We start from the raw sequence: 18,410 nt of genomic DNA, 5'->3' as shown, positions 1-18,410 counted from the left end.
ACCGCATTACCGAATGCCCTCGAAGCACGGGGCACCATTGACCCTACCGGTTCGCTCGATTGCGGCGTGATCGGCAATTGCGCTTTCAGCGCCCTGGTCGACCGCATGGGCCGGATGGTCTGGTGCTGCCTGCCGCGCTTTGACGGCGACCCGGTCTTCAATGCCTTGCTCGACCCGAGCGAGAAAGGCAGTCTGTGGAGCGTCGAGCTGGAAGACTTCGCCCGCAGCGAGCAGGTGTATGAACCGAACACGGCGGTGCTGCGCACGCGCCTGTTCGACAGCGGCGGCAACGGCATCGAGATCACCGACTTCGCGCCGCGATTTTTGAGCCGTGACCGCATGTTCCGCCCGCTGATGCTGGTGCGCCGCGTGCGGCCGTTGGGCAGCGGCGTGCGCGTGCGCGTGATCATGCGGCCGCGCTTCGAGTACGGCGCCAAGGCGCCCGAGATCACCCAGGGCAGCCACCACATCCGCTACGTCGGTCCCGACCAGACGCTGCGCCTGAACACGGACGCGTCGCTTAATTATGTGATGTCCGAGTCGTTCTTCCTGCTCGACCGGCCGCTGAACTTCATGCTGGGGCCGGACGAAACGCTGGCTGACGGCATCAAGGACACCGCGCACCGCTTCGAGCTCGAGACGATTTCGTACTGGCGCACCTGGTCGCGCCGCCTGGCGCTGCCGCTCGAATGGCAGGACGTGGTCATCCGCGCCGCGATCACGCTGAAGCTGTCGCTGTACGAAGACACCGGCGCGATCATCGCCGCGATGACGACCAGCATCCCGGAAGCACCGGGGAGCGAGCGCAACTGGGATTACCGCTATTGCTGGCTGCGCGATGCGTTCTTCGTGATCCGGGCCCTGAACAGCCTGTCGGAAGTCGGCACGATGGAAGACTATCTGCGCTGGCTGAGCAATGTCGTGGCGCGCGCCAAGGGCGGGCATATCCAGCCGCTGTACGGCATTGGCCTGGAAGAAGAGCTGCCCGAGTCGATCATCGAGCACCTGCCCGGCTACCGCAACAACGGGCCGGTCCGTGTGGGCAACCAGGCACAGGAGCACTTCCAGCACGACGTGTACGGCAATATCGTGCTCGGCGCGGCGCAGGCATTCTTCGATCACCGCCTGTTCCGCCGTGCGGGGCATGCCGAGTTCGTGCAACTCGAGGCCGTGGGTGAACAGGCATTCCGTCTGTACGACGAGCCGGACGCCGGCATGTGGGAGCTGCGCACGCGCGCCCGCGTGCACACCTCGTCGGTGCTGATGAACTGGGCAGCGTGTGACCGCCTGGCCAAGATCGCCGAAGAACTGGACTTGCCCGAGCGCGCGACGTTCTGGGGCGAACGCGCGGAAATCATCCGCAATCGCCTGTTGACCGAAGCGTGGAGCGAAGAGCGCCAGGCGTTTGCCGAAAGCCTGGGCGGGCGCGACCTTGATGCCAGCGTGCTCCTGATGGCCGAGATCAACTTCATCGATCCGATGGATCCGCGCTTTGTCGCCACGGTCGACGCGCTGGAAAAATCGCTGTGCGACGGCCCGTACATGCGCCGCTATGAAGCGCCGGACGACTTTGGCAAGCCCGAAACGGCCTTCAATATCTGCACGTTCTGGCGCATCGATGCGCTGGCGCGGATCGGGCGCGAGGACGAAGCACGCGCTGTGTTCGAGGCGATGCTGGCGGCGCGCAATCACCTGGGCCTGCTGTCGGAAGACACGCATCCGGACACGGGCGAAATGTGGGGTAATTTCCCGCAGACGTATTCGATGGTTGGCCTGATCAATTGCGCGATGCGCCTCTCCAAGCCGTGGAACAGCGTCGTGTAACTGCGTAGTCGTCATGGCCGGGTCATAATCGGCCTTCACACTTCGTCGCATCACGTTGCGATGGAGTGTGCATGAAGCAGAAATCTTCGCCTGACCGGACGGCAGCGTTGGCGCAGGCCGGAAAGCGCCCCTCGTGAAAGAGGGCGAACTCCAACGCAGCATGGCCGGCAAGACCATCGTCCTGCTCAGCGTCCCGGCTGGCGCCGGCCACACCCGGGTCGCCGAGGCCATCCGCGCCTGCGCCGCAGCCGACCATCCCGACGCCACTGTTATCCACCTGGATGCGATGGCGTTTGCCACGCCGCTGCTGCGCAAGGTCTACACCGAGTTTTATCTGCGCCTGATCACCCGCGCGCCGGGCCTGTGGCGCTACATCTACCGCTGGACCGATGCGGCCAGCCCGGATGGCTTGACCAGCCGACTGCGGCGCCGGATCGAACGGCATGCGTGCCGCATGCTGACCGATGAAATCGCGGCGCTGAAACCCGACGCGATCATCTGCACCCATTTCCAGCCGGCCGAAGTACTGTCGCAGCAGATCGCCGCCGGAAAACTCACGTGCCCGCTCTGGGTACAAGTGACCGATTTCGACCTGCACCGCATGTGGCTGCAGCCGCACGTCACCGGCTATTTTGCCGCCAACGACGAAGTGGCGTTTCGCATGCACGAGCAGGGCGTCGCCGCGCATGCCATCTACGTCGCCGGTATTCCCACGATGCCGGCGTTTTCCCTCACCCACGATCGCGCCGACTGCGCCAGAGCACTGGGCCTGAATCCGGCGCTGCCGACTTTTCTGCTGATGGGCGGGGGTGCCGGCCTGGGCGGCTTGCACCGCGTGGCGCAGCAGTTGCTGGCGATTCCAGGCAATTTTCAGCTGATCGCGCTGGCCGGCAAGAACGCCGCCGAACTGGCCGCGCTGCAGCGGCTGGCCGTGCGCTTTCCGGGCCGGCTGGCGCCCCAGGGCTACACGGACCGCGTCGAGCGCCTGATGGCGTGCGCCGACCTAGTGATCACCAAGCCGGGCGGCGCGACCACGGCCGAATGCCTGGCGATGGGCGTGCCGATGATCGTCAACGCGCCGATCCCTGGCCAGGAAGAACACAACGCCAATTATCTGCTCGAGCACGGCGCCGCGCTCAAGGCGGTCGACCTGGCCACGCTCGACTACCGCATCCGCTACCTGATGGCGCACCCGGAAAAACTGGCCGGGATGGCTGCCTGTGCTCGCGCCCTTGGCCGTCCGCAGGCTGCGCGCCACGTCGTCGAAACCGTTCTGGTGCAAGCCGCCCGCAAAAGTGATGTCGCTCATGTTTGAATTGGCCGATGGCGCCAGGCTCGTGGCAACCGTGTGCGCCGTGCTGGCCCTGGCCTATTTGTTCGCGCGCGTGGAAGTGGAAATCGAAGGCGAGGCCGGCTGGGCGGCGAATCTGCCGACCTGGCGTATCGAGGAGCATCTGCTGCTCGACATCTTCTGGGGCGGGCGCGCACTGACGGGCTACCACCTGTGGATGTTTTCGTTCATCGGACTGGTGTTTCACTTCCCGCTGTTCTTCATGGGCCAGTGGTCGTGGCAGCTCGAGGCGACCGTGATGGCATCGATCATGCTGTTCTGGATCGTCGAGGATTATCTGTGGTTCGTCATCAATCCGGCCTTCGGCTGGCGCCGCTTCAAGCAGGTCCACGTGGCGTGGCACAAGCGCTGGGCGCTGGGTGCGCCGATCGATTACTGGTTGTTCGGCGCCATCAGCGCGGTGCTGTTCTGGTACGGCGCCTGAACCAGGTCCAGTGCATGGCGCACGCGATCGCATAACTCGCCCGACGTGCGCGAAATCAGTTCCGGTGGAATGGCAAACTTGTTCGTCAGGCGATCGTAGTCTTCGAACCCGTACGAGACCATGAACGGGTGCATGCCGGTATGGGCCGCCGCCGTGAAATCCTTGTGCTCGTCGCCGCAGATATAGCCGCGCGCCGGATTGACGCCGAAGCGCTCGCGTACGGCCCGAAACGACGCCGTCTTCTTGTCCTTGAGTGGAATATGTTCCAGAAAATCCAGTGCGCCGATATCGATATCGTGGCGCAGGAACAGCTGGCGCAGCGTTTCCAGGGGCTCGATCGTGATGTTGCGCGTGACGATGCCCACCGTGATGCCGGGCGCGGCGATCAGTTCGCGGATCAGGTCGGGGATCCCGTCATACAGCCGGGCTTCTTGCCGGTAGATGTCGGTCAGCGTGTCGACCAGTTTGGCGCGGCTGTTCTTGCGCAGGTTTTTCTTGATAATCGACGGGAATTGTTTCAGGCCGCCCACGTACTTGAGCAGGTGGTGCCGTTTCTGGAATGCCGTTTCGGCGCCGAGCACGCAGCCGTGCTGGTTGAAGGCCATGGCGATCGCGGAAAATGCATCGATGGTGGTGCCATCCGCGTCGAGAATGAGAAGCCGTTTATCGCTGTTGTACATGTGTAGCGCTCCCGATGCCGTTGACCGGACCGGCCTGTCAACCCTGCCGGTGACCACTGTGCACCATCATCGGATGCTGTCATGACAGGGGTATGACAACGTGCGCGTTACGTGGCCGCGAGGTAACGGTCCAGTTCTGCATGGTCCAGCAGGCTGTCGCCCAGGCATGTCGTGGCGATCAGGCCCCGTGCCTGAACCAGGTCGTACCGCAGGCAGGCGCGCAGCGTGTCGAATGCACGGTCGTTGAAATCGGGCCGTGCTTCGTCGATGGCAATGTCGGTGCTGCTGAAGACGACGGGAACGGGCGGCGTGTCGACCGATCTCTCGAATACGGCGTCGACGAAACGGCGGCGCGCGTCGGCATCGTCAAGCCGGCTGACGCAGATGACGGACAGGTCGGACGGCAGGTAGCGTTCCAGCAGCGTGCGCAGCGGGGTGTAGTAAAAGCTGTTGGAAATGATGGAGAAAAAAGGGAATTGTTTGCGCGACAGGTAGAACGCGAATTCGTACTCGATGCGCTGCATGAAGGTATGCGTGCAAAGATGTTCCAGTTCGTGCCGCGCATAGCCTTCAACGATCAGATGCAAACGCCTTGGAAAGTAGGCCTGGCAGATACGGATCACGGTCGCCGAAAAGGTGCTGGCCTCACGCGGCGCGCGGCCTGTCCCGCTGTGTTCGGATTGATACGATGAAAAATAGTCCCGTGCCTGGTCCCCGCCCAGCGAGTCGAGTTTGAACATCTTGTAGAAGCTCCACATCCGCTCAAACTGGTTGCGCAGGCACAGGACCAGGCGCGTGTCGTGCTGCGGCAGGCGCTGCACGGTGGCCGGATCGAAGGCATACCCGGCGCTGGCATCGAGCAGCGGCAGACTGGCCCTGCGCGAACGCGCCGCGTGTGGCTCGTCGTTTGCATACAGATAGGGCTCTTTTTCGCCCGGCACGCGGTCTTCGGCCAGGCCGTTGACGACCATCCATTCCGACAGCGCCGTGGTGCCGCATTTTGCGACGCCGACAATGAATACATGCTTGATCGTCATCGTTCATCTCCCGGGAAGCGGTTGTGTCACGAGACGATAGTCTCACACACGCACTGCTGACCCGCATGTGACGAACGACGAATCGTTACACTGGCATCCTTCAGACTTTGCCGAGGCAAGCATGCGCTCAATGGATTTCAGTTCGTGGCAAGGGGCGATGACGACCATCATCGGACTTGCCGTCATCACCTTGCTGGGCGTGGGTATCCGCCTCATCATCATGCAGACGATCCAGCAGCGGCGCGAGCGCATGAACCGCCAGATCAACGAGCGGCTCAAGACGCTGATCGCAGCCTACCGCACGCTGGGCGGCTCGTTCACGGGCCAGCTGACGGTCGACCCGACCCATTTGCGCGACCTGCATGAGCGCGCCCGGGCCGGGGAGGGCGGCCTGGCAGTGGCCGAGGAAACCTTCAGCTCCGAGCGGTCACGCCGCATGCGCGACGCGGTCGAGGCCGCGCTGGCGGACATCCTGCTGCTGGGGACCGAAGAGCATTGCCGGCTGGCGGGGCAGGCCGCGGCCGACATGGCAGCCGGCCGGCCGATCCACACGGCGGACCTGGTGATCAGCCTGCGCGGTTTCATCCGCAGCGCACTGGACCTGGGGCCGATGCCGGCCGATGTGCTGATTCCGCTGCAGGGGCCGACGCGCACCCAGGGCGGCGCGGCGCGTGGCAAGGGCGAGGCGGGCGGTAACCGGGGCGGTGGCAATGGCGGCGGCAATGCCGATGGCGGCGGCGGTGGCATGGCCATGGGGATGGCGCCGGGCCTGGGCCGCAGGGATGCCGATCAGGCCGGCTGATGCGCCCCTGATCCGGCAAGCGGTGAGGCCGCCTTGGCGGCATACATCGCCTTGTCGGCATGCGCGATGAGTTCTTCACGAGTACTCCCATGCTCGGGATAGTGCGCGACACCGACGCTGACGGAAATCTGCAGCCGGTGCCCGTCGCCCAGATCGACAGGCGCCGCCAGCGCCTGGTGGATCTTGTCCAGGACCAGCCCCGCATCGGCCGCCAGCACGATGTCTTCCAACAAGACGACGAATTCATCGCCGCCCAGGCGGGCCAGCGTATCGCTGTTGCGCAGGCAGGCCGAGACACGGCGCGCGACCTCCTGCAGCAAGCGGTCGCCACAGGCGTGACCAAAGTTGTCGTTGACCTGCTTGAAGCGGTTCAAGTCAAGGAACAGCAGCGCCAGGCGTTCCTGCTGGCGGCGGGCATGCGCGAGCGCGGTGTCGAGGCGGTCGTGGAACAGGCGCCGGTTTGGCAGGCGGGTCAGCTCGTCATGCAGGGCCATGAAACGTAGTTGCGCATGCAGTTGCTTGCGTCCGATGGCCGCGGCGAGCTGATCGGCCACGAACACCAGCAAATCGCGGTCCTGCGTCCGGTATGGGGCGTCATCCGGGCCGTTGCGCAGCGCGATGACGCCAACGACGCCGTCGGTCGTGGTCATCGGTACGGCCAGTGCGCCGCCTGCCAGGCTCGCCGCTGCTGCCTGCAAGGGCGCCGGCAGGACGGACTGTGCGCCGGGGGCAAGCAGCAGTGGCGCAGCGCACTGCGCTACTGCCTCGCACAGCAGCGGCATCAGCGCTGCATCGCACGGGGCGCCGTCGTCCACGAGGTAGGCGAAGTCGATGTCCTGGCCGGCCGTATCGCACAAGGCGACCGCAAAGCAGCAGGCCGGCAGGAACTCGTGGACGATGGCGTGGCTGCGCTCGAACAGGTCGGCCAGGTCATCGCTTGCATGGGCCGCTTCTGAAATCGCGTACAGCACCGACTGCATCGCCTGCGCCTGCTTCAGGGCAGTTACGTCGCGCGCAACGGCCACGCGCAGCTGATCGGCCTCGGACCAGCGCGCCGACCACATGATATGCACGATGTCGCCATTCTTGCGCACATAACGGTTTTCAAAGTTGGTATGGACCTGGCCATTCATGACCTCTTGCGCCACAGCGAGCGTGCGCGCGCGGTCGGCCGGTGCGACCAGGTCGATCATGGTCATGCCAATCATTTCCTGCTGCGTATAGCCGAAAATGTTGACACAGGCGGCACTGACGTAGACGAACCGGCCGCCGGCGTCGACCATGCAGACGGCGTCGAGCAGCAAGTCCGTGAAGTTGGCAATCGGGGCGCCCACAGTGTATTCCATGAACATATTCTAAATGACATTTGATCTGAAAATCTGGTCCATCAGTTCGGGCGCGATGTCATGCATACAGGATGCGCTTTTGGGAAACAAGGAAGCACACCCGTAGGAGTATTCCGTTTTAAAAAAACTTGCTCATCTGACAGTAATTTGGCCGGCTGAATAGCGCAAAATAAAGTTCGCTAGAGATATTTTTCTCCCTCAAAAATACATCATCGACAGAGTCGCCAGGCGCAGCCAGCCTGCGCACCACCGGGGCAGCGCCGTTCTGCTGCGCAGATCAAGAAGGAGTCAGGCATGTCCAAAACAAGCAAGGCCACGAACAATCTGCATCACGTGCAGAACCAGTGGGGCGGGACCTCCGCGCAGTGGCATGAAGGCGGCATGTGGATCATTGGCGCACGGCCCGGCCAGCACGTGGTGGCGCTCGACCTCACGTCGAGCGACAACGGCAAAACGCTCACCGGACAAATGAAATACGCAGGCGAAGGCGCTATCGGCTTTCGCGCCACTCTGACCCAGAGCAACACATACATCGTCGAAAACCAGTGGGGCGGTTCGTCGGCGCCATGGCATCCGGGCGGGACGTGGGTGATCGGCTGCCGCCCTGGCCAGAGCGTGGTCGCCATCCATGTCGAATCGGGCGACAACGGCGCCACGCTGAAGGGGACGATGACCTACAGCGGCGAAGGCCCGATCGGCTTCCAGAGCCAGACGAGCGATGGTGCCGTGTACGCTGTCGAAAACCAGTGGGGCGGCGGGTTCGCGCCCTGGCACCAGGGCGGCATCTCGGTGCTCGGTTGCCGCGACCAGGCCGTGCTCGCGGTCGACCTGACGTCGACCGATGGCGGCAAGACCCTGACCGGCACCATGACGTATGCGGGCGAAGGCCCCATCCGCGTGCGCGCCACGGCGGTCGCCGGCAACAACTACCAGGTCGAAAACCAGTGGGGCGACACGTCGTCCGCATGGCATCCGGGCGGTATCTGGCTGATCGGCTGCCGCGCCGGCCAGCACAGCGTGGCGCTCAATGTCACGTCCGGCAACCAGGGTAACAACCTGCATGGCGGCATGACCTACAGCGGCGAAGGCGTGATCGGCTACCGCGGTACGGAATTGCCGATGTAAAGACCCTGCAGCGGCCATCCCCACCAGGGGGCATGGCCGCTGCCTTGCTCACATCACGCCGCGCCGGGCAGCATCATTACCGTCACCCACAATCGGGGTCAGGTCTGACATTCGGACACGAGCTCGACAATACAATCGGGGTCAGGTCTGACATTCAGACACGAGCTCGACAAAAATCTATCTATAAAATCCCAAGCGAAGACATCAAGGAAGAGTCCGTGTCCAAATGTCAGACCTGACCCCGGCTGTGCTGGTTGTGATCCTGGCGTCATGCCGCGCCGGGCAGCGGCAGCGGCGTCACTGTCACCTGCACGTCGAGCTCCTGTTTGCCGCCACCCAGCACGATGCCGCGCATCGGCGTCACGTCGCTGAAGTCGCGGCCCCAGCCTAGCGTGATGTGCTCATGCTGCACGAGACAGCGGTTGGTCGGATCGAAATCGACCCAGCCCAGCGCCGGGCAGAACACCGAGACCCACGCGTGCGAGGCATCGGCCCCGATCAGGCGCGGCTTGCCTTCCGGCGGGTGCGTCAGGATGTAGCCGCTGACATAGCGCGCCGGCAGGCCGATGCTGCGCAGGCAGCCGATCATCAGCTGCGCGAAATCCTGGCACACGCCGCGCCGGCCGCGCAGCACCTGGTCGAGCGGCGTCGAGATGTCGGTGGCCTTGCTGTCGAATTCGAAGTCGTCGAAGATCCGGTGCGTCAGGTCGAGCGCTGCGTCGAGCTGCGGGCGGCCCGGGACGTAGCTCTCGCGCGCATAGGCTTCCAGTTCCGGGAACAGCGCGACATGGGGCGACGCATACAGGTAGCGGCAGGCTTCCAGCGTGGCTGCGCTTTTTTCCTTGTCCATCATGTCGCGCACGGATTCCCACGACAACGTGCCGGCGATCTGCGCCAGCGTGTAGCGCGGGCGCAGCGAGACCGTCGATTCGGCGTGCACCAGCAGGCTGTCATGCGGCACGGTCAGCGCCACGTGGCGCGTGATGTTGCCGAAGTAATCGACGCCCTCGTTGCTGTCGTTGATCACCGGGTCGAGCCAGATCAGGTGCGACTCGGTCTGCTGGCACGCGAACGAGCGCGGCGTCAGGTGCAGGTATTGCTGCGACAGCGTCACCATGCTGTTGTACTTGTAGCGCGTCTCGTGCACCACGCGATAGCGGGCAATCACGTCGGCGCCCACGGCGCCCGGCAGCAAATCGGTCATGAGGTACGGTTCCTTTGCCGGCCGTTGGCGGTATAGCTGAAAAACTGGACGCCGATCTGTTCGGACAAGGCCGCGCTGGCCTGCCCGATACGGCTGAGCAGGTCGCTGAGCAGCGCGTTGCCATGCTTCAGGTCGACGCCCGGGTCGAGCGCGGTCAGTTCGGCCTTCAGTGGTGCCAACAGGTCCAGGCCCCCGGCGCCCTGGGCCTGCGTGACCTTGCCCAGCGTGCCGATGATGCCGTTCAACTGGAACACGATCGAGCGCGGGTTGGTTTCGTCCAGCAGCAGCAGGTCGAGCACCGGCAGCCACTCGGGCTGGGCGCGGTAGCGGGCGCGGTAGGTGATGATGCTGTCGGACAGTTCGAGCACCCAGTCGAGATTACCGTTTTCATCCATCGCCAGTGCGCGCTGCAGCACGACCGCCTGGAACTGCAGGCGCTCCAGGCGCCGGCCGATCGACATGAAGCGCCAGCCGAGGTCGCGCACCATGCCGTCGAGGGCAAAGCCGGCCAGCGTCATCAGTGCCGCGGCGGCATCGTCGAGAATCGTCATGACGCCCGACTGCGACGGCCGCTCGCCAGGCGGCGCGACCGGCTGCACCATGCGGTTCAGGGCGCGCCAGTTGTCGACCGAGAAGCGCTCGTGCAGCTGGCCGGCGATCCGGTGCAACTGCTGCTGCTGGCGCGCCAGGCCCGGAACGGCAGGCGACACCACCGCCAGCAGCAGCGCCGATTCGATCTCGGCGTCGGTGAAGATCGGGGCCGGCAGGGCGCTGGCAGTGCCCGGCAACTTGCTTGATCCCGTAACGGCGGGTGCTGCCGGCTTGCGCTGCGGATCCAGCAAACCGAACCAGATGCACAGCGCCTCGACGGTCGGCCACTCGGCGCCGCGCTGGTCGAAGCGCACATTGAACAGGATATTGAGCGCGACCCGCAGCAGGCGGCAGATATTGTCGCTGCGTTCGGCATGGCGCCCGAACCACAGCAGGTTTTCGGCCACGCGGCTCGACAGGTTGCTGTCTTCGCGCACCAGGTCTTCACCCGTGATGCTGCTTTTTTGCAGGCGATGCGTGTCGACGCGGGCGCGCGCCTGGACCCAGGTGTCCTTGCTGGCGCCGCCCATCTGCATCGTCAGCACGCGCGCGTCGGGTCCGGTGGCCACGCGGGTCAGGCCGCCCGGCATCACGACATAGCCATTCGGCGTGGCGCAGGCAAACACGCGCAGACCCACCGCGCGCGCCTGCAGGCCGGGCGCGCGGCCATCCTTCCACACCGGTGCCTGCGACAGGCGCACCAGTTCCTGCGCGATGTAATGGTTGGGATTGGCGCGCAGATTGGCAATGAACGCTGCGCGCGCCTCGCCGTCGAGATCCTGGCCGAACACGGCCGGCTGGAAAGGCATCGCGCCACTCGGTTTGATCACCAGGCGATCGAGTCTGGTGATCACCGTTTCGAGCGCGGCCGGTTCACCGCACCACCAGGTCGCCACCGAGGGCATCTTGAGCGGCTCGCCCAGCAGGCGCTTGGACAGCGCCGGCAGGAAGCCGAGCAGGGCGCCAGACTCGAGCAGGCTCGAACCGAGGCTGTTGGCCACCACCACATTGCCGCGCATGGCGGCCTGGGTCAGGCCGGCCACGCCGAGCAGCGAATTTTGCAGCTCGAGCGGATCGCACGATTCGTCGTCGACCCGGCGCATGATCACATGCACCCGGTGCAGCCCGGCCAGCGTCTTGATGAAGACGACGCCGTCGCGCACCGTCAGGTCGCCCCCTTCGACCAGCGTCAGGCCCAGGTAGCGCGCCAGATAGGCCTGCTCGTAATAGCTTTCGCTGCGCGGGCCAGGCGTGAGCAGCACGATCAGCGGCATTTCGCCTTCGCGCAGCGGCGCCGGCTTGTCGCCATGGGCCGCACACAGCCGGCCCCAGTGCACCAGGCTGTCGTGCATGGTGCGGAAGAACGGCGACACCGGCTGCACCTTCAGTTCGCGCAGCAGGTCGGGGAAGGTAGGAGCGATGATCGACCGGTTTTCGAGTGCGTAGCCGGCGCCCGACGGCGCCTGCGTGCGGTCGGCCATCACCCACCAGCGGCCGTCGGGCGCGCGCGCCAGGTCGACCGCATAGAAATGCAGCGCCACGTCGTCATGGTGGCGCATGCCGTGGCACGGGCGCAGAAAGCCCGCGTGGCCATGGATCAGCGCCGACGGCAGCAAGCCTTCGCGCAGCATCGCCTGCTCGCCATACACGTCACCCAGGATCTTGTTGAGCAGGGTGGCGCGCTGGATCACTGCCGCTTCGATGCCGCTCCATTCCTCGTGCGGCAGGATCAGGGGCAGCACGTTCAGGTCCCACTGGCGCGGCCTGGTGCCGGCGTCGGCCAGCACGTTGTAGCTGACGCCGTTTTCACGTACCTGGCGCTGCACCATCTCCAGACGCTGGCGCATCATGTCCGGTGCTTCATGCTCCAGGTTGGCAAGCATCGCACGCCAGTGCGCGCGCGGCGCCTTGTCGGCGCCCAGCATTTCATCGAAACCATCCGGCGCGGCCAGATAGTGGGCAAGCAGTTGATTGGGCATTGGCGTGCAGCTTTACGGTTGAAACAAATGCCAGCGTTACATCGGCTGCCAGCGCAAATCGAGGGTCATCGGGAAGCTCGGATTGAGGTCTTCCTTGTACACCGTGAACGGGCCCGGCGTGTGACCGTGTGGCCAGAAACGGGCAAAGCGGCGTGCCTCGGCAGCATTGGCATTGACCGGCGAGCCGGTTTCGCTGCGCCCGCCCGGGTGCACGACGTGGTAGGTGCAGCCGCCGATCGAGCGCCCGCTCCAGGTGTCGACCAGATCGAACACGAGCGGCGCCTGGACCCGGATGCTCGGATGCAGCGCCGACCACGGGCTCCAGGCGCGGAAGCGCACGCCGGCCACGTATTCGCCCGGCACGCCGGTCGGATGCAGCGGCAGCATGCGGCCATTGCAGGCCACCACGTGGCGCCCGTCGGTCAGGCCGCGCACCAGCAGCTGCATGCGCTCGACCGACGAATCGACGTAGCGCGCGGTGCCGCCGGCGCTGACTTCTTCGCCCAGCACGTTCCACGGCTCGATCGCCTGGCGCAGTTCCATCTCGACGCCTTCGTAGACGACGGTGCCAAAGCGCGGGAAGCGGAATTCGATGAACGGCTCGAACCAGTGGTCCTCGAACGCATAGCCGGCTGCGCGCAGGTCCTTCGCCACGTCGCGGATATCCTGCGCGACGAAATGCGGCAGCATCCAGCGGTCGTGCAGCGCCGTGCCCCAGTGTACGAGCTTGGCCTGCAGCGGCTGGCGCCAGAAGCGCGCGACCAGTGCGCGCAGCAGCAGCATTTGCAACAGGCTCATGCGCTCGTGCGGCGGCATTTCAAACGCGCGGAATTCCACCAGTCCCAGGCGGCCGGTCGGGCCGTCCGGCGAGTACAGCTTGTCGATCGAGAACTCCGAACGGTGCGTGTTACCCGTCAGGTCGACCAGCATATTGCGCAGCAGGCGGTCGACCATCCACGGCTTGTCGCCGGGATGCATGGTCGGCAGCACCTTGTCCATTTGCTGGAAGGCGATCGCCAGTTCGTACAGGTTATCGTCGCGCGCTTCATCCACGCGCGGCGCCTGGCTGGTCGGGCCAATGAAGGTGCCCGAGAACAGGTACGAGAGGGCAGGGTGGATTTGCCAGTACGTGATCAGGCTTTTCAGCAGGTCGGGCCGGCGCAGCATCGGGCTGTCTTCGACCGTGGCGCCGCCCAGCGTCGCGTGGTTGCCGCCGCCCGTGCCGGTGTGGCGGCCGTCGAGCATGAATTTCTCGGTGCCCAGGCGCGTCAGGCGCGCTTCCTGGTACAGCGTCGTCATGTTGTGGACCAGCTCATGCCAGCTTGCCGCTGGATGAATATTGACCTCGATGACACCCGGGTCGGGCGTGACGCTGAGCAGCTTGATGCGCGGGTCGCGCGGCGGTGCGTAACCCTCGATGCGCAGCTTCATCTTCAGCTTGGCGGCCGTGTTCTCGACCGCCGTGACGAGCGCCAGGTAATCCTCGATGCGCTTTTGCGGTGGCATGAAGATGTACAGGCGGCCCGCACGCACTTCGAGGCACAGCGCGGTGTGGATGACTTCGCGCGCTTCCGGGTCAGTTGCGACAGGCGCCGTCTTGTTCGACGATTTGCCGGGCGCCACGCTCAGGACCGGGCGCCTGTCTTTCTTGCCAACGGGGAGCGGGCCGCGCGGCGCGAACGGGTCGACATCGAAATCGGGATCGCGCTCTTCGGGCAGCACCCACGGCAGCGTGGCCAGCGGCAGGCGCAGGCCGATCGGCGAATCGCCCTCGATCAGGTACAGGTTTTCGCGCTTGAGTGGCCACGGCGACGTGCGCCAGCTGGTGCCGAGCATGACGGACGGATCGTGTTCGCGCGCTTTCAGTGGCAGCACGTAGCCGGCCACCTGGCCCAGGCCCCGTTCGAGCAGGCGCGCCAGGCGGCGGCGCTCTTCCGGTGCTTTCAGGTCGGCGTCCAGCGGATCGAGATTGCGCGGCAGCGCCTGCTCGCGCTGGGCTTGCAGCAGCACGTCTTCGTAGGCGGGAATAGCGCTGCCGGCCGGCAGGCCGAGCGATTTGACCAGCTCCGCAGCAAAGCGGCCAGCGTCCTCGCTGCCGTAGCCATCGTCGATGTGCTCGTCCGAGAACAGCGACGGATCGAACCACATCGGCTGGCCGTCGACGCGCCAGAAGATGTTCAGCGCCCAGCGTGGCAGCGGCTCGCCCGGATACCACTTGCCCTGGCCGTAATGAATCATGCCGCCCGGTGCAAAATGGTTCTTCAGGCGGTGCATCAGGTTGCCCGCCAGCTCGCGCTTCTTGTCGCCGTGTGCCAGCGTGTTCCATTCGGCGCCGTCCATGTCGTCGATCGAGACAAAAGTGGGCTCACCGCCCTGCGTCAGGCGCACGTCCTGGTTCACCAGGTCAGAATCGACCTGCTGGCCCAGGCGATTGATCTTGTCCCAGTCGTGTTCCGTGTACGGCTTGGTCACGCGCGGGTCTTCGTGGATGCGCGTGATCGTCATTTCGTGGACGAACGTGACCTCGGCCTTGTCCGTAAAGCCCGTGACCGGTGCGGCCGACGACGGCATCGCCGTGCAGGCCAGCGGAATATGGCCTTCGCTGGCCAGCATGCCCGAGGTCGGGTCGAGGCCAATCCAGCCGGCGCCCGGCACATACACCTCGGTCCAGGCGTGCAGGTCGGTGAAGTCGACGGTGGTGCCGCTCGGGCCGTCCAGCGCTTCCTGGTCGGCGGTGAGCTGGATCAGGTAACCCGACACGAAGCGCGCTGCCAGGCCCATCGCGCGCAGGATCTGCACCAGCAGCCAGCCGGTATCGCGGCATGAGCCGGAGCGTAGCTGCAACGTGTCTTCCGGCTCCTGCACGCCCGGCTCCATCCGCAGCAGGTACGCGATGTCGCGCTGCAGGCGCTGGTTGATGGCCACCAGGAAGTCGTTCGTGCCCATCGGCTGGGCCAGCAGTTCGCGCCGCGCGCTGGCAACCCACTCTGTCAGCAGTGGGCCTGGCTCTTGCGACTTGGTGTACGGGCTCAGTTCCGACTGCAGCAGGTCCGGGTAGGCGAACGGGAACGTCTCGGCATATTTTTCGACGAAGAAGTCGAACGGGTTAATCACCGTCATGTCCGCCACGAGGTCGACCGTGAACTCGAGCACGTCGGTTTGTTCGGGGAACACGAAGCGGCCGATGTAATTGCCGTACGGGTCTTGCTGCCAGTTGATGAAATGCTCTTTCGGCAGGACGGTCAGTGAATACGACAGGATCGGTGTACGCGCATGTGGCGCCGGACGCAGGCGCACTTCATGCGGTGACAGATTGACCAGGCGGTCGTAACGGTAGCTGGTCTTGTGATGAAGCGCAACGCGGATAGCCATGCGGTGGTGCCTTTCGATTGGGGCGCGATCGATGCCGGCGCTCTGAATTTGGTCGTATTAATTTGCGCACAACTGAGCAGGGGGCTGAGTAAGCGCAAGATAGGAGCATTTAAGCATGATTCATACCTGCGTTCGTTTGACTTGCGAGTCGGACGGGGTGGCTGGCACGTTTCTTGTTAGTATTCTGGCACAGGAGGCAATGATGTCGAACTTTTACGATGAAATGTATTCCAATGAGGCAACTGTGCGGCCTCATTACCAGGCATTCGCGGATTGGCTCGGCCAGCAACCCCCGCATCTGATCGAGCAGAAGCGGGCGGAAGCCGAGCTGAACTTCCAACGCGTGGGGATCACGTTTGCTGTGTACGGCGACAACGCCGGCAAGGAACGGCTGATCCCATTCGACATCATTCCGCGCGTGATCAACGCCGCCGAGTGGGCCAAACTGCAGGCCGGCCTGGTGCAGCGCGTGACTGCGCTGAACCGCTTCCTGCACGATGTGTACCACGACCAGAACATCCTGAAGGCGGGCGTCATTCCCGCCGAACAGATCCTGAATAACGCGCAGTACCGGCCGGCCATGCAAGGCGTCAAGGTGCCCTTGGACATCTACGCCCACATTGCCGGCGTCGACATCGTGCGCGCCGGCGAAGGCGAGTTCTACGTCCTGGAAGACAATCTGCGCGTGCCGTCGGGCGTGTCGTACATGCTGGAAAACCGCAAGATGATGATGCGGCTGTTCCCGGCGCTGTTCGCCCGCAACCGCGTGGCGCCGGTCGACCATTATCCCGACCTGTTGCTCGACAATCTGCGCACCGTGGCGCCGCATGGCGGCGACGATCCGACCGTGGTCGTGCTCACGCCCGGCATGCACAATTCGGCCTACTTCGAGCACGCGTTCCTGGCCCAGCAAATGGGCGTGGCGCTGGTGCAGGGGCAAGACCTGTATGTCAGCAACGACACCGTCTACATGCGCACGACGCGCGGCCCGAAGCAGGTCGATGTCATCTATCGCCGCATCGACGACGATTACCTCGATCCACGCGCGTTCCGCCCCGAATCCACGCTGGGCGTGCCGGGCCTGCTCGACGCCGTGCGCGCCGGCCGCGTCGGCCTGGCCAATGCCATCGGTACCGGCGTGGCCGACGACAAGTCGATCTACCCGTTCGTGCCGGACATGATCGAGTTCTATCTCGGCGAAAAGCCGATCCTGAACAACGTGCCGACCTACCAATGCCGCAAAAAAGAGCACCTGGACTACACGCTGGCGAACTTGCCGCAACTGGTGGTCAAGGAAGTGCACGGGGCCGGCGGCTACGGGATGCTGGTCGGACCCGCCTCGACGACGGCCGAGATCGAAGACTTCCGCCGCCGCGTGCTGGCCAATCCGGACGGCTACATCGCCCAGCCGACGCTGGCGTTGTCGGCGTGCCCGACCTATGTCGAATCGGGCATCGCGCCGCGCCATATCGATCTGCGCCCGTTCGTGTTGTCGGGCAAGACCGTGTCGATGGTGCCGGGCGGACTGACCCGCGTGGCGTTGCAAGAAGGCTCCCTGGTGGTCAATTCGTCGCAGGGCGGCGGCACCAAGGACACCTGGATACTGGAGAACTAGCATGTTGAGCCGCACCGCAGATCATTTGTTCTGGATGGCCCGCTACACCGAGCGGGCCGAAAACACGGCGCGCATGCTCGACGTGCGCGTCCAGTATTCTCTGATGCCGCAATCGGTCCAGGCCGAGCAGCAGGGCTGGCGCACGATGCTGAGCGTGTCCGAACTCGAAGCCCAGTTCGACGCCAAGTACGACGCACTGACGCAGAAGAACGTGCTCGACTTCATGGTGCGCGACCCGGACAACCCGTCGTCGATCGCCAGCTGCCTGCGCGCCGCGCGCGAGAATGCCCGCGCCGTGCGCGGCACCTTGACCACCGAAGTCTGGGAAACCGAGAACACCACCTGGCTCGTGCTGCAAAAGCACCTGAGCGAGCGCATGTTCGAACGCGATCCCGGCCAGTTCCTGGAATGGGTCAAGTACCGCTCGCACCTGTCGCGCGGCGTCACGCTGGGCACGATGTTCCAGGATGAAGCGTTCAACTTCATCCGCCTGGGCACCTTTCTGGAACGGGCCGACAACACGGCGCGGATCCTCGACGTGAAGTTCAGGTTTCTGGCATCGGACACGATCCAGGAAGGCGCGCAGGGCGAATACTATTACCTGGCGGCGCTGCTGCGCTCGGTATCTGCGTTCGAAACCTATCGCAAGGTGTACCGCCACGCGATCACGCCGACGCGCGTGGCCGAGCTGTTGATCCTGCAGGGCAAGATGCCGCGCTCGCTGGTGGCCTGCATGGCCGCCGTCGTGGCCGTGCTGCAGGATGTGCGCAACGAGCTATCGCACGACACCGAGCGGCTGGCGGAAAAGCTGCATGCGTCGCTCAAGTCGGCCGAGATCAACGAGATCCTCGATGAAGGCCTGCACGAGTTCTTGACGAAGTTCCTGGCCTGCATTGGCGAGCTGGGTAACGGCATTGGACGTGACTTCCTGCTGCCGGTGGCGCCGGAGTTGCCGGAGGTTGTACCGGTGCCTGTGCCGGTGCCCACCCAGTCGCAGACGCAGTCGCAAACATCGTCGCAAACCTCGTCGCAGACGCAGACCCAGTCGCAGACGCGTTGA

13 protein-coding genes are annotated in these 18,410 nt (G+C 64.7%); 7 read left to right on the top strand and 6 right to left on the bottom strand.

Going from position 1 to position 18,410, the window contains the following annotated elements:
- The first annotated feature begins 36 nt into the window (after positions 1-36).
- From IFU00_19960 to IFU00_19950, 3 genes are all read left to right on the top strand, one after another.
- The gene (locus IFU00_19960; GenBank protein ID MBD8544555.1) at positions 37-1,824 is read left to right on the top strand and encodes a glycoside hydrolase family 15 protein; all 1,788 of its coding nucleotides are present in this window, start codon (positions 37-39) and stop codon (positions 1,822-1,824) included.
- 160 nt (positions 1,825-1,984) lie between these two features.
- Positions 1,985-3,139: a galactosyldiacylglycerol synthase gene (locus IFU00_19955; GenBank protein ID MBD8544554.1), complete on the top strand. Its 1,155-nt coding sequence runs from the start codon at positions 1,985-1,987 to the stop codon at positions 3,137-3,139.
- Positions 3,132-3,599, top strand: coding sequence for a hypothetical protein (locus IFU00_19950; protein MBD8544553.1), 468 nt, complete (start codon positions 3,132-3,134; stop codon positions 3,597-3,599). Before IFU00_19955 ends, IFU00_19950 begins: the two co-directional genes overlap by 8 nt.
- Here the strand turns inward: IFU00_19950 and IFU00_19945 are convergent.
- Positions 3,548-4,279 carry an HAD family hydrolase gene (locus IFU00_19945; GenBank protein MBD8544552.1) on the bottom strand — a complete coding sequence of 244 codons (732 nt, stop codon included), beginning with the start codon at positions 4,277-4,279 and terminating at the stop codon, positions 3,548-3,550. The genes IFU00_19950 and IFU00_19945 overlap by 52 nt on opposite strands.
- Before the next feature lie 107 nt (positions 4,280-4,386).
- Positions 4,387-5,316, bottom strand: coding sequence for a hypothetical protein (locus IFU00_19940; protein MBD8544551.1), 930 nt, complete (start codon positions 5,314-5,316; stop codon positions 4,387-4,389).
- Between the two features lie 121 nt (positions 5,317-5,437).
- Between IFU00_19940 and IFU00_19935 the strand changes: the two genes are divergently transcribed.
- Positions 5,438-6,118, top strand: a complete 681-nt coding sequence (locus tag IFU00_19935) for a hypothetical protein (GenBank protein MBD8544550.1) — start codon at positions 5,438-5,440, stop codon at positions 6,116-6,118.
- On the opposite strand, the gene IFU00_19930 is transcribed toward IFU00_19935, so the two are convergent.
- Positions 6,106-7,464, bottom strand: coding sequence for a diguanylate cyclase (locus tag IFU00_19930; GenBank protein MBD8544549.1), 1,359 nt, complete (start codon positions 7,462-7,464; stop codon positions 6,106-6,108). The genes IFU00_19935 and IFU00_19930 overlap by 13 nt on opposite strands.
- A 294-nt stretch (positions 7,465-7,758) precedes the next feature.
- Between IFU00_19930 and IFU00_19925 the strand changes: the two genes are divergently transcribed.
- Positions 7,759-8,589 carry a lectin ESA-2 gene (locus IFU00_19925; protein ID MBD8544548.1) on the top strand — a complete coding sequence of 277 codons (831 nt, stop codon included), beginning with the start codon at positions 7,759-7,761 and terminating at the stop codon, positions 8,587-8,589.
- A 268-nt stretch (positions 8,590-8,857) separates the two neighbouring features.
- On the opposite strand, the gene IFU00_19920 is transcribed toward IFU00_19925, so the two are convergent.
- From IFU00_19920 to IFU00_19910, 3 genes are read right to left on the bottom strand one after another with little or no spacing between them, the layout of a single operon-like run.
- Positions 8,858-9,793 (bottom strand): transglutaminase family protein, encoded by a 936-nt coding sequence (locus tag IFU00_19920; GenBank protein ID MBD8544547.1) that lies wholly within the window; start codon positions 9,791-9,793, stop codon positions 8,858-8,860.
- Positions 9,790-12,363: a circularly permuted type 2 ATP-grasp protein gene (locus tag IFU00_19915; GenBank protein ID MBD8544546.1), complete on the bottom strand. Its 2,574-nt coding sequence runs from the start codon at positions 12,361-12,363 to the stop codon at positions 9,790-9,792. The genes IFU00_19920 and IFU00_19915 overlap by 4 nt, the downstream gene beginning before the upstream one ends.
- Positions 12,364-12,399: 36 nt before the next feature.
- Positions 12,400-15,735: a transglutaminase family protein gene (locus IFU00_19910; GenBank protein ID MBD8544545.1), complete on the bottom strand. Its 3,336-nt coding sequence runs from the start codon at positions 15,733-15,735 to the stop codon at positions 12,400-12,402.
- 202 nt (positions 15,736-15,937) lie between these two features.
- On the opposite strand from IFU00_19910, the gene IFU00_19905 reads away from it, so the two are divergent.
- Together IFU00_19905 and IFU00_19900 are read left to right on the top strand one after the other, a co-directional pair.
- Positions 15,938-17,350 (top strand): circularly permuted type 2 ATP-grasp protein, encoded by a 1,413-nt coding sequence (locus tag IFU00_19905; protein MBD8544544.1) that lies wholly within the window; start codon positions 15,938-15,940, stop codon positions 17,348-17,350.
- 1 nt (position 17,351) lies between these two features.
- Positions 17,352-18,410, top strand: a complete 1,059-nt coding sequence (locus tag IFU00_19900; protein MBD8544543.1) for an alpha-E domain-containing protein — start codon at positions 17,352-17,354, stop codon at positions 18,408-18,410.

The sequence above is a fragment of the Oxalobacteraceae sp. CFBP 8761 genome, from assembly GCA_014841595.1.
Taxonomy (GTDB): domain Bacteria; phylum Pseudomonadota; class Gammaproteobacteria; order Burkholderiales; family Burkholderiaceae_D; genus Telluria.
This window is presented reverse-complemented; position numbering and strand designations above follow the sequence as displayed.

Coding starts and splice junctions, on each gene's coding strand:
- IFU00_19955 (MBD8544554.1), top strand. CDS start 1,985: ATGGCCGGCAAGACCATCGTCCTGCTCAGCGTCCCGGCTGGCGCCGGC.
- IFU00_19945 (MBD8544552.1), bottom strand. CDS start 4,279: ATGTACAACAGCGATAAACGGCTTCTCATTCTCGACGCGGATGGCACC.
- IFU00_19900 (MBD8544543.1), top strand. CDS start 17,352: ATGTTGAGCCGCACCGCAGATCATTTGTTCTGGATGGCCCGCTACACC.
- IFU00_19935 (MBD8544550.1), top strand. CDS start 5,438: ATGCGCTCAATGGATTTCAGTTCGTGGCAAGGGGCGATGACGACCATC.
- IFU00_19920 (MBD8544547.1), bottom strand. CDS start 9,793: ATGACCGATTTGCTGCCGGGCGCCGTGGGCGCCGACGTGATTGCCCGC.
- IFU00_19910 (MBD8544545.1), bottom strand. CDS start 15,735: ATGGCTATCCGCGTTGCGCTTCATCACAAGACCAGCTACCGTTACGAC.
- IFU00_19925 (MBD8544548.1), top strand. CDS start 7,759: ATGTCCAAAACAAGCAAGGCCACGAACAATCTGCATCACGTGCAGAAC.
- IFU00_19915 (MBD8544546.1), bottom strand. CDS start 12,363: ATGCCCAATCAACTGCTTGCCCACTATCTGGCCGCGCCGGATGGTTTC.
- IFU00_19940 (MBD8544551.1), bottom strand. CDS start 5,316: ATGACGATCAAGCATGTATTCATTGTCGGCGTCGCAAAATGCGGCACC.
- IFU00_19930 (MBD8544549.1), bottom strand. CDS start 7,464: ATGGAATACACTGTGGGCGCCCCGATTGCCAACTTCACGGACTTGCTG.
- IFU00_19905 (MBD8544544.1), top strand. CDS start 15,938: ATGTCGAACTTTTACGATGAAATGTATTCCAATGAGGCAACTGTGCGG.
- IFU00_19950 (MBD8544553.1), top strand. CDS start 3,132: ATGTTTGAATTGGCCGATGGCGCCAGGCTCGTGGCAACCGTGTGCGCC.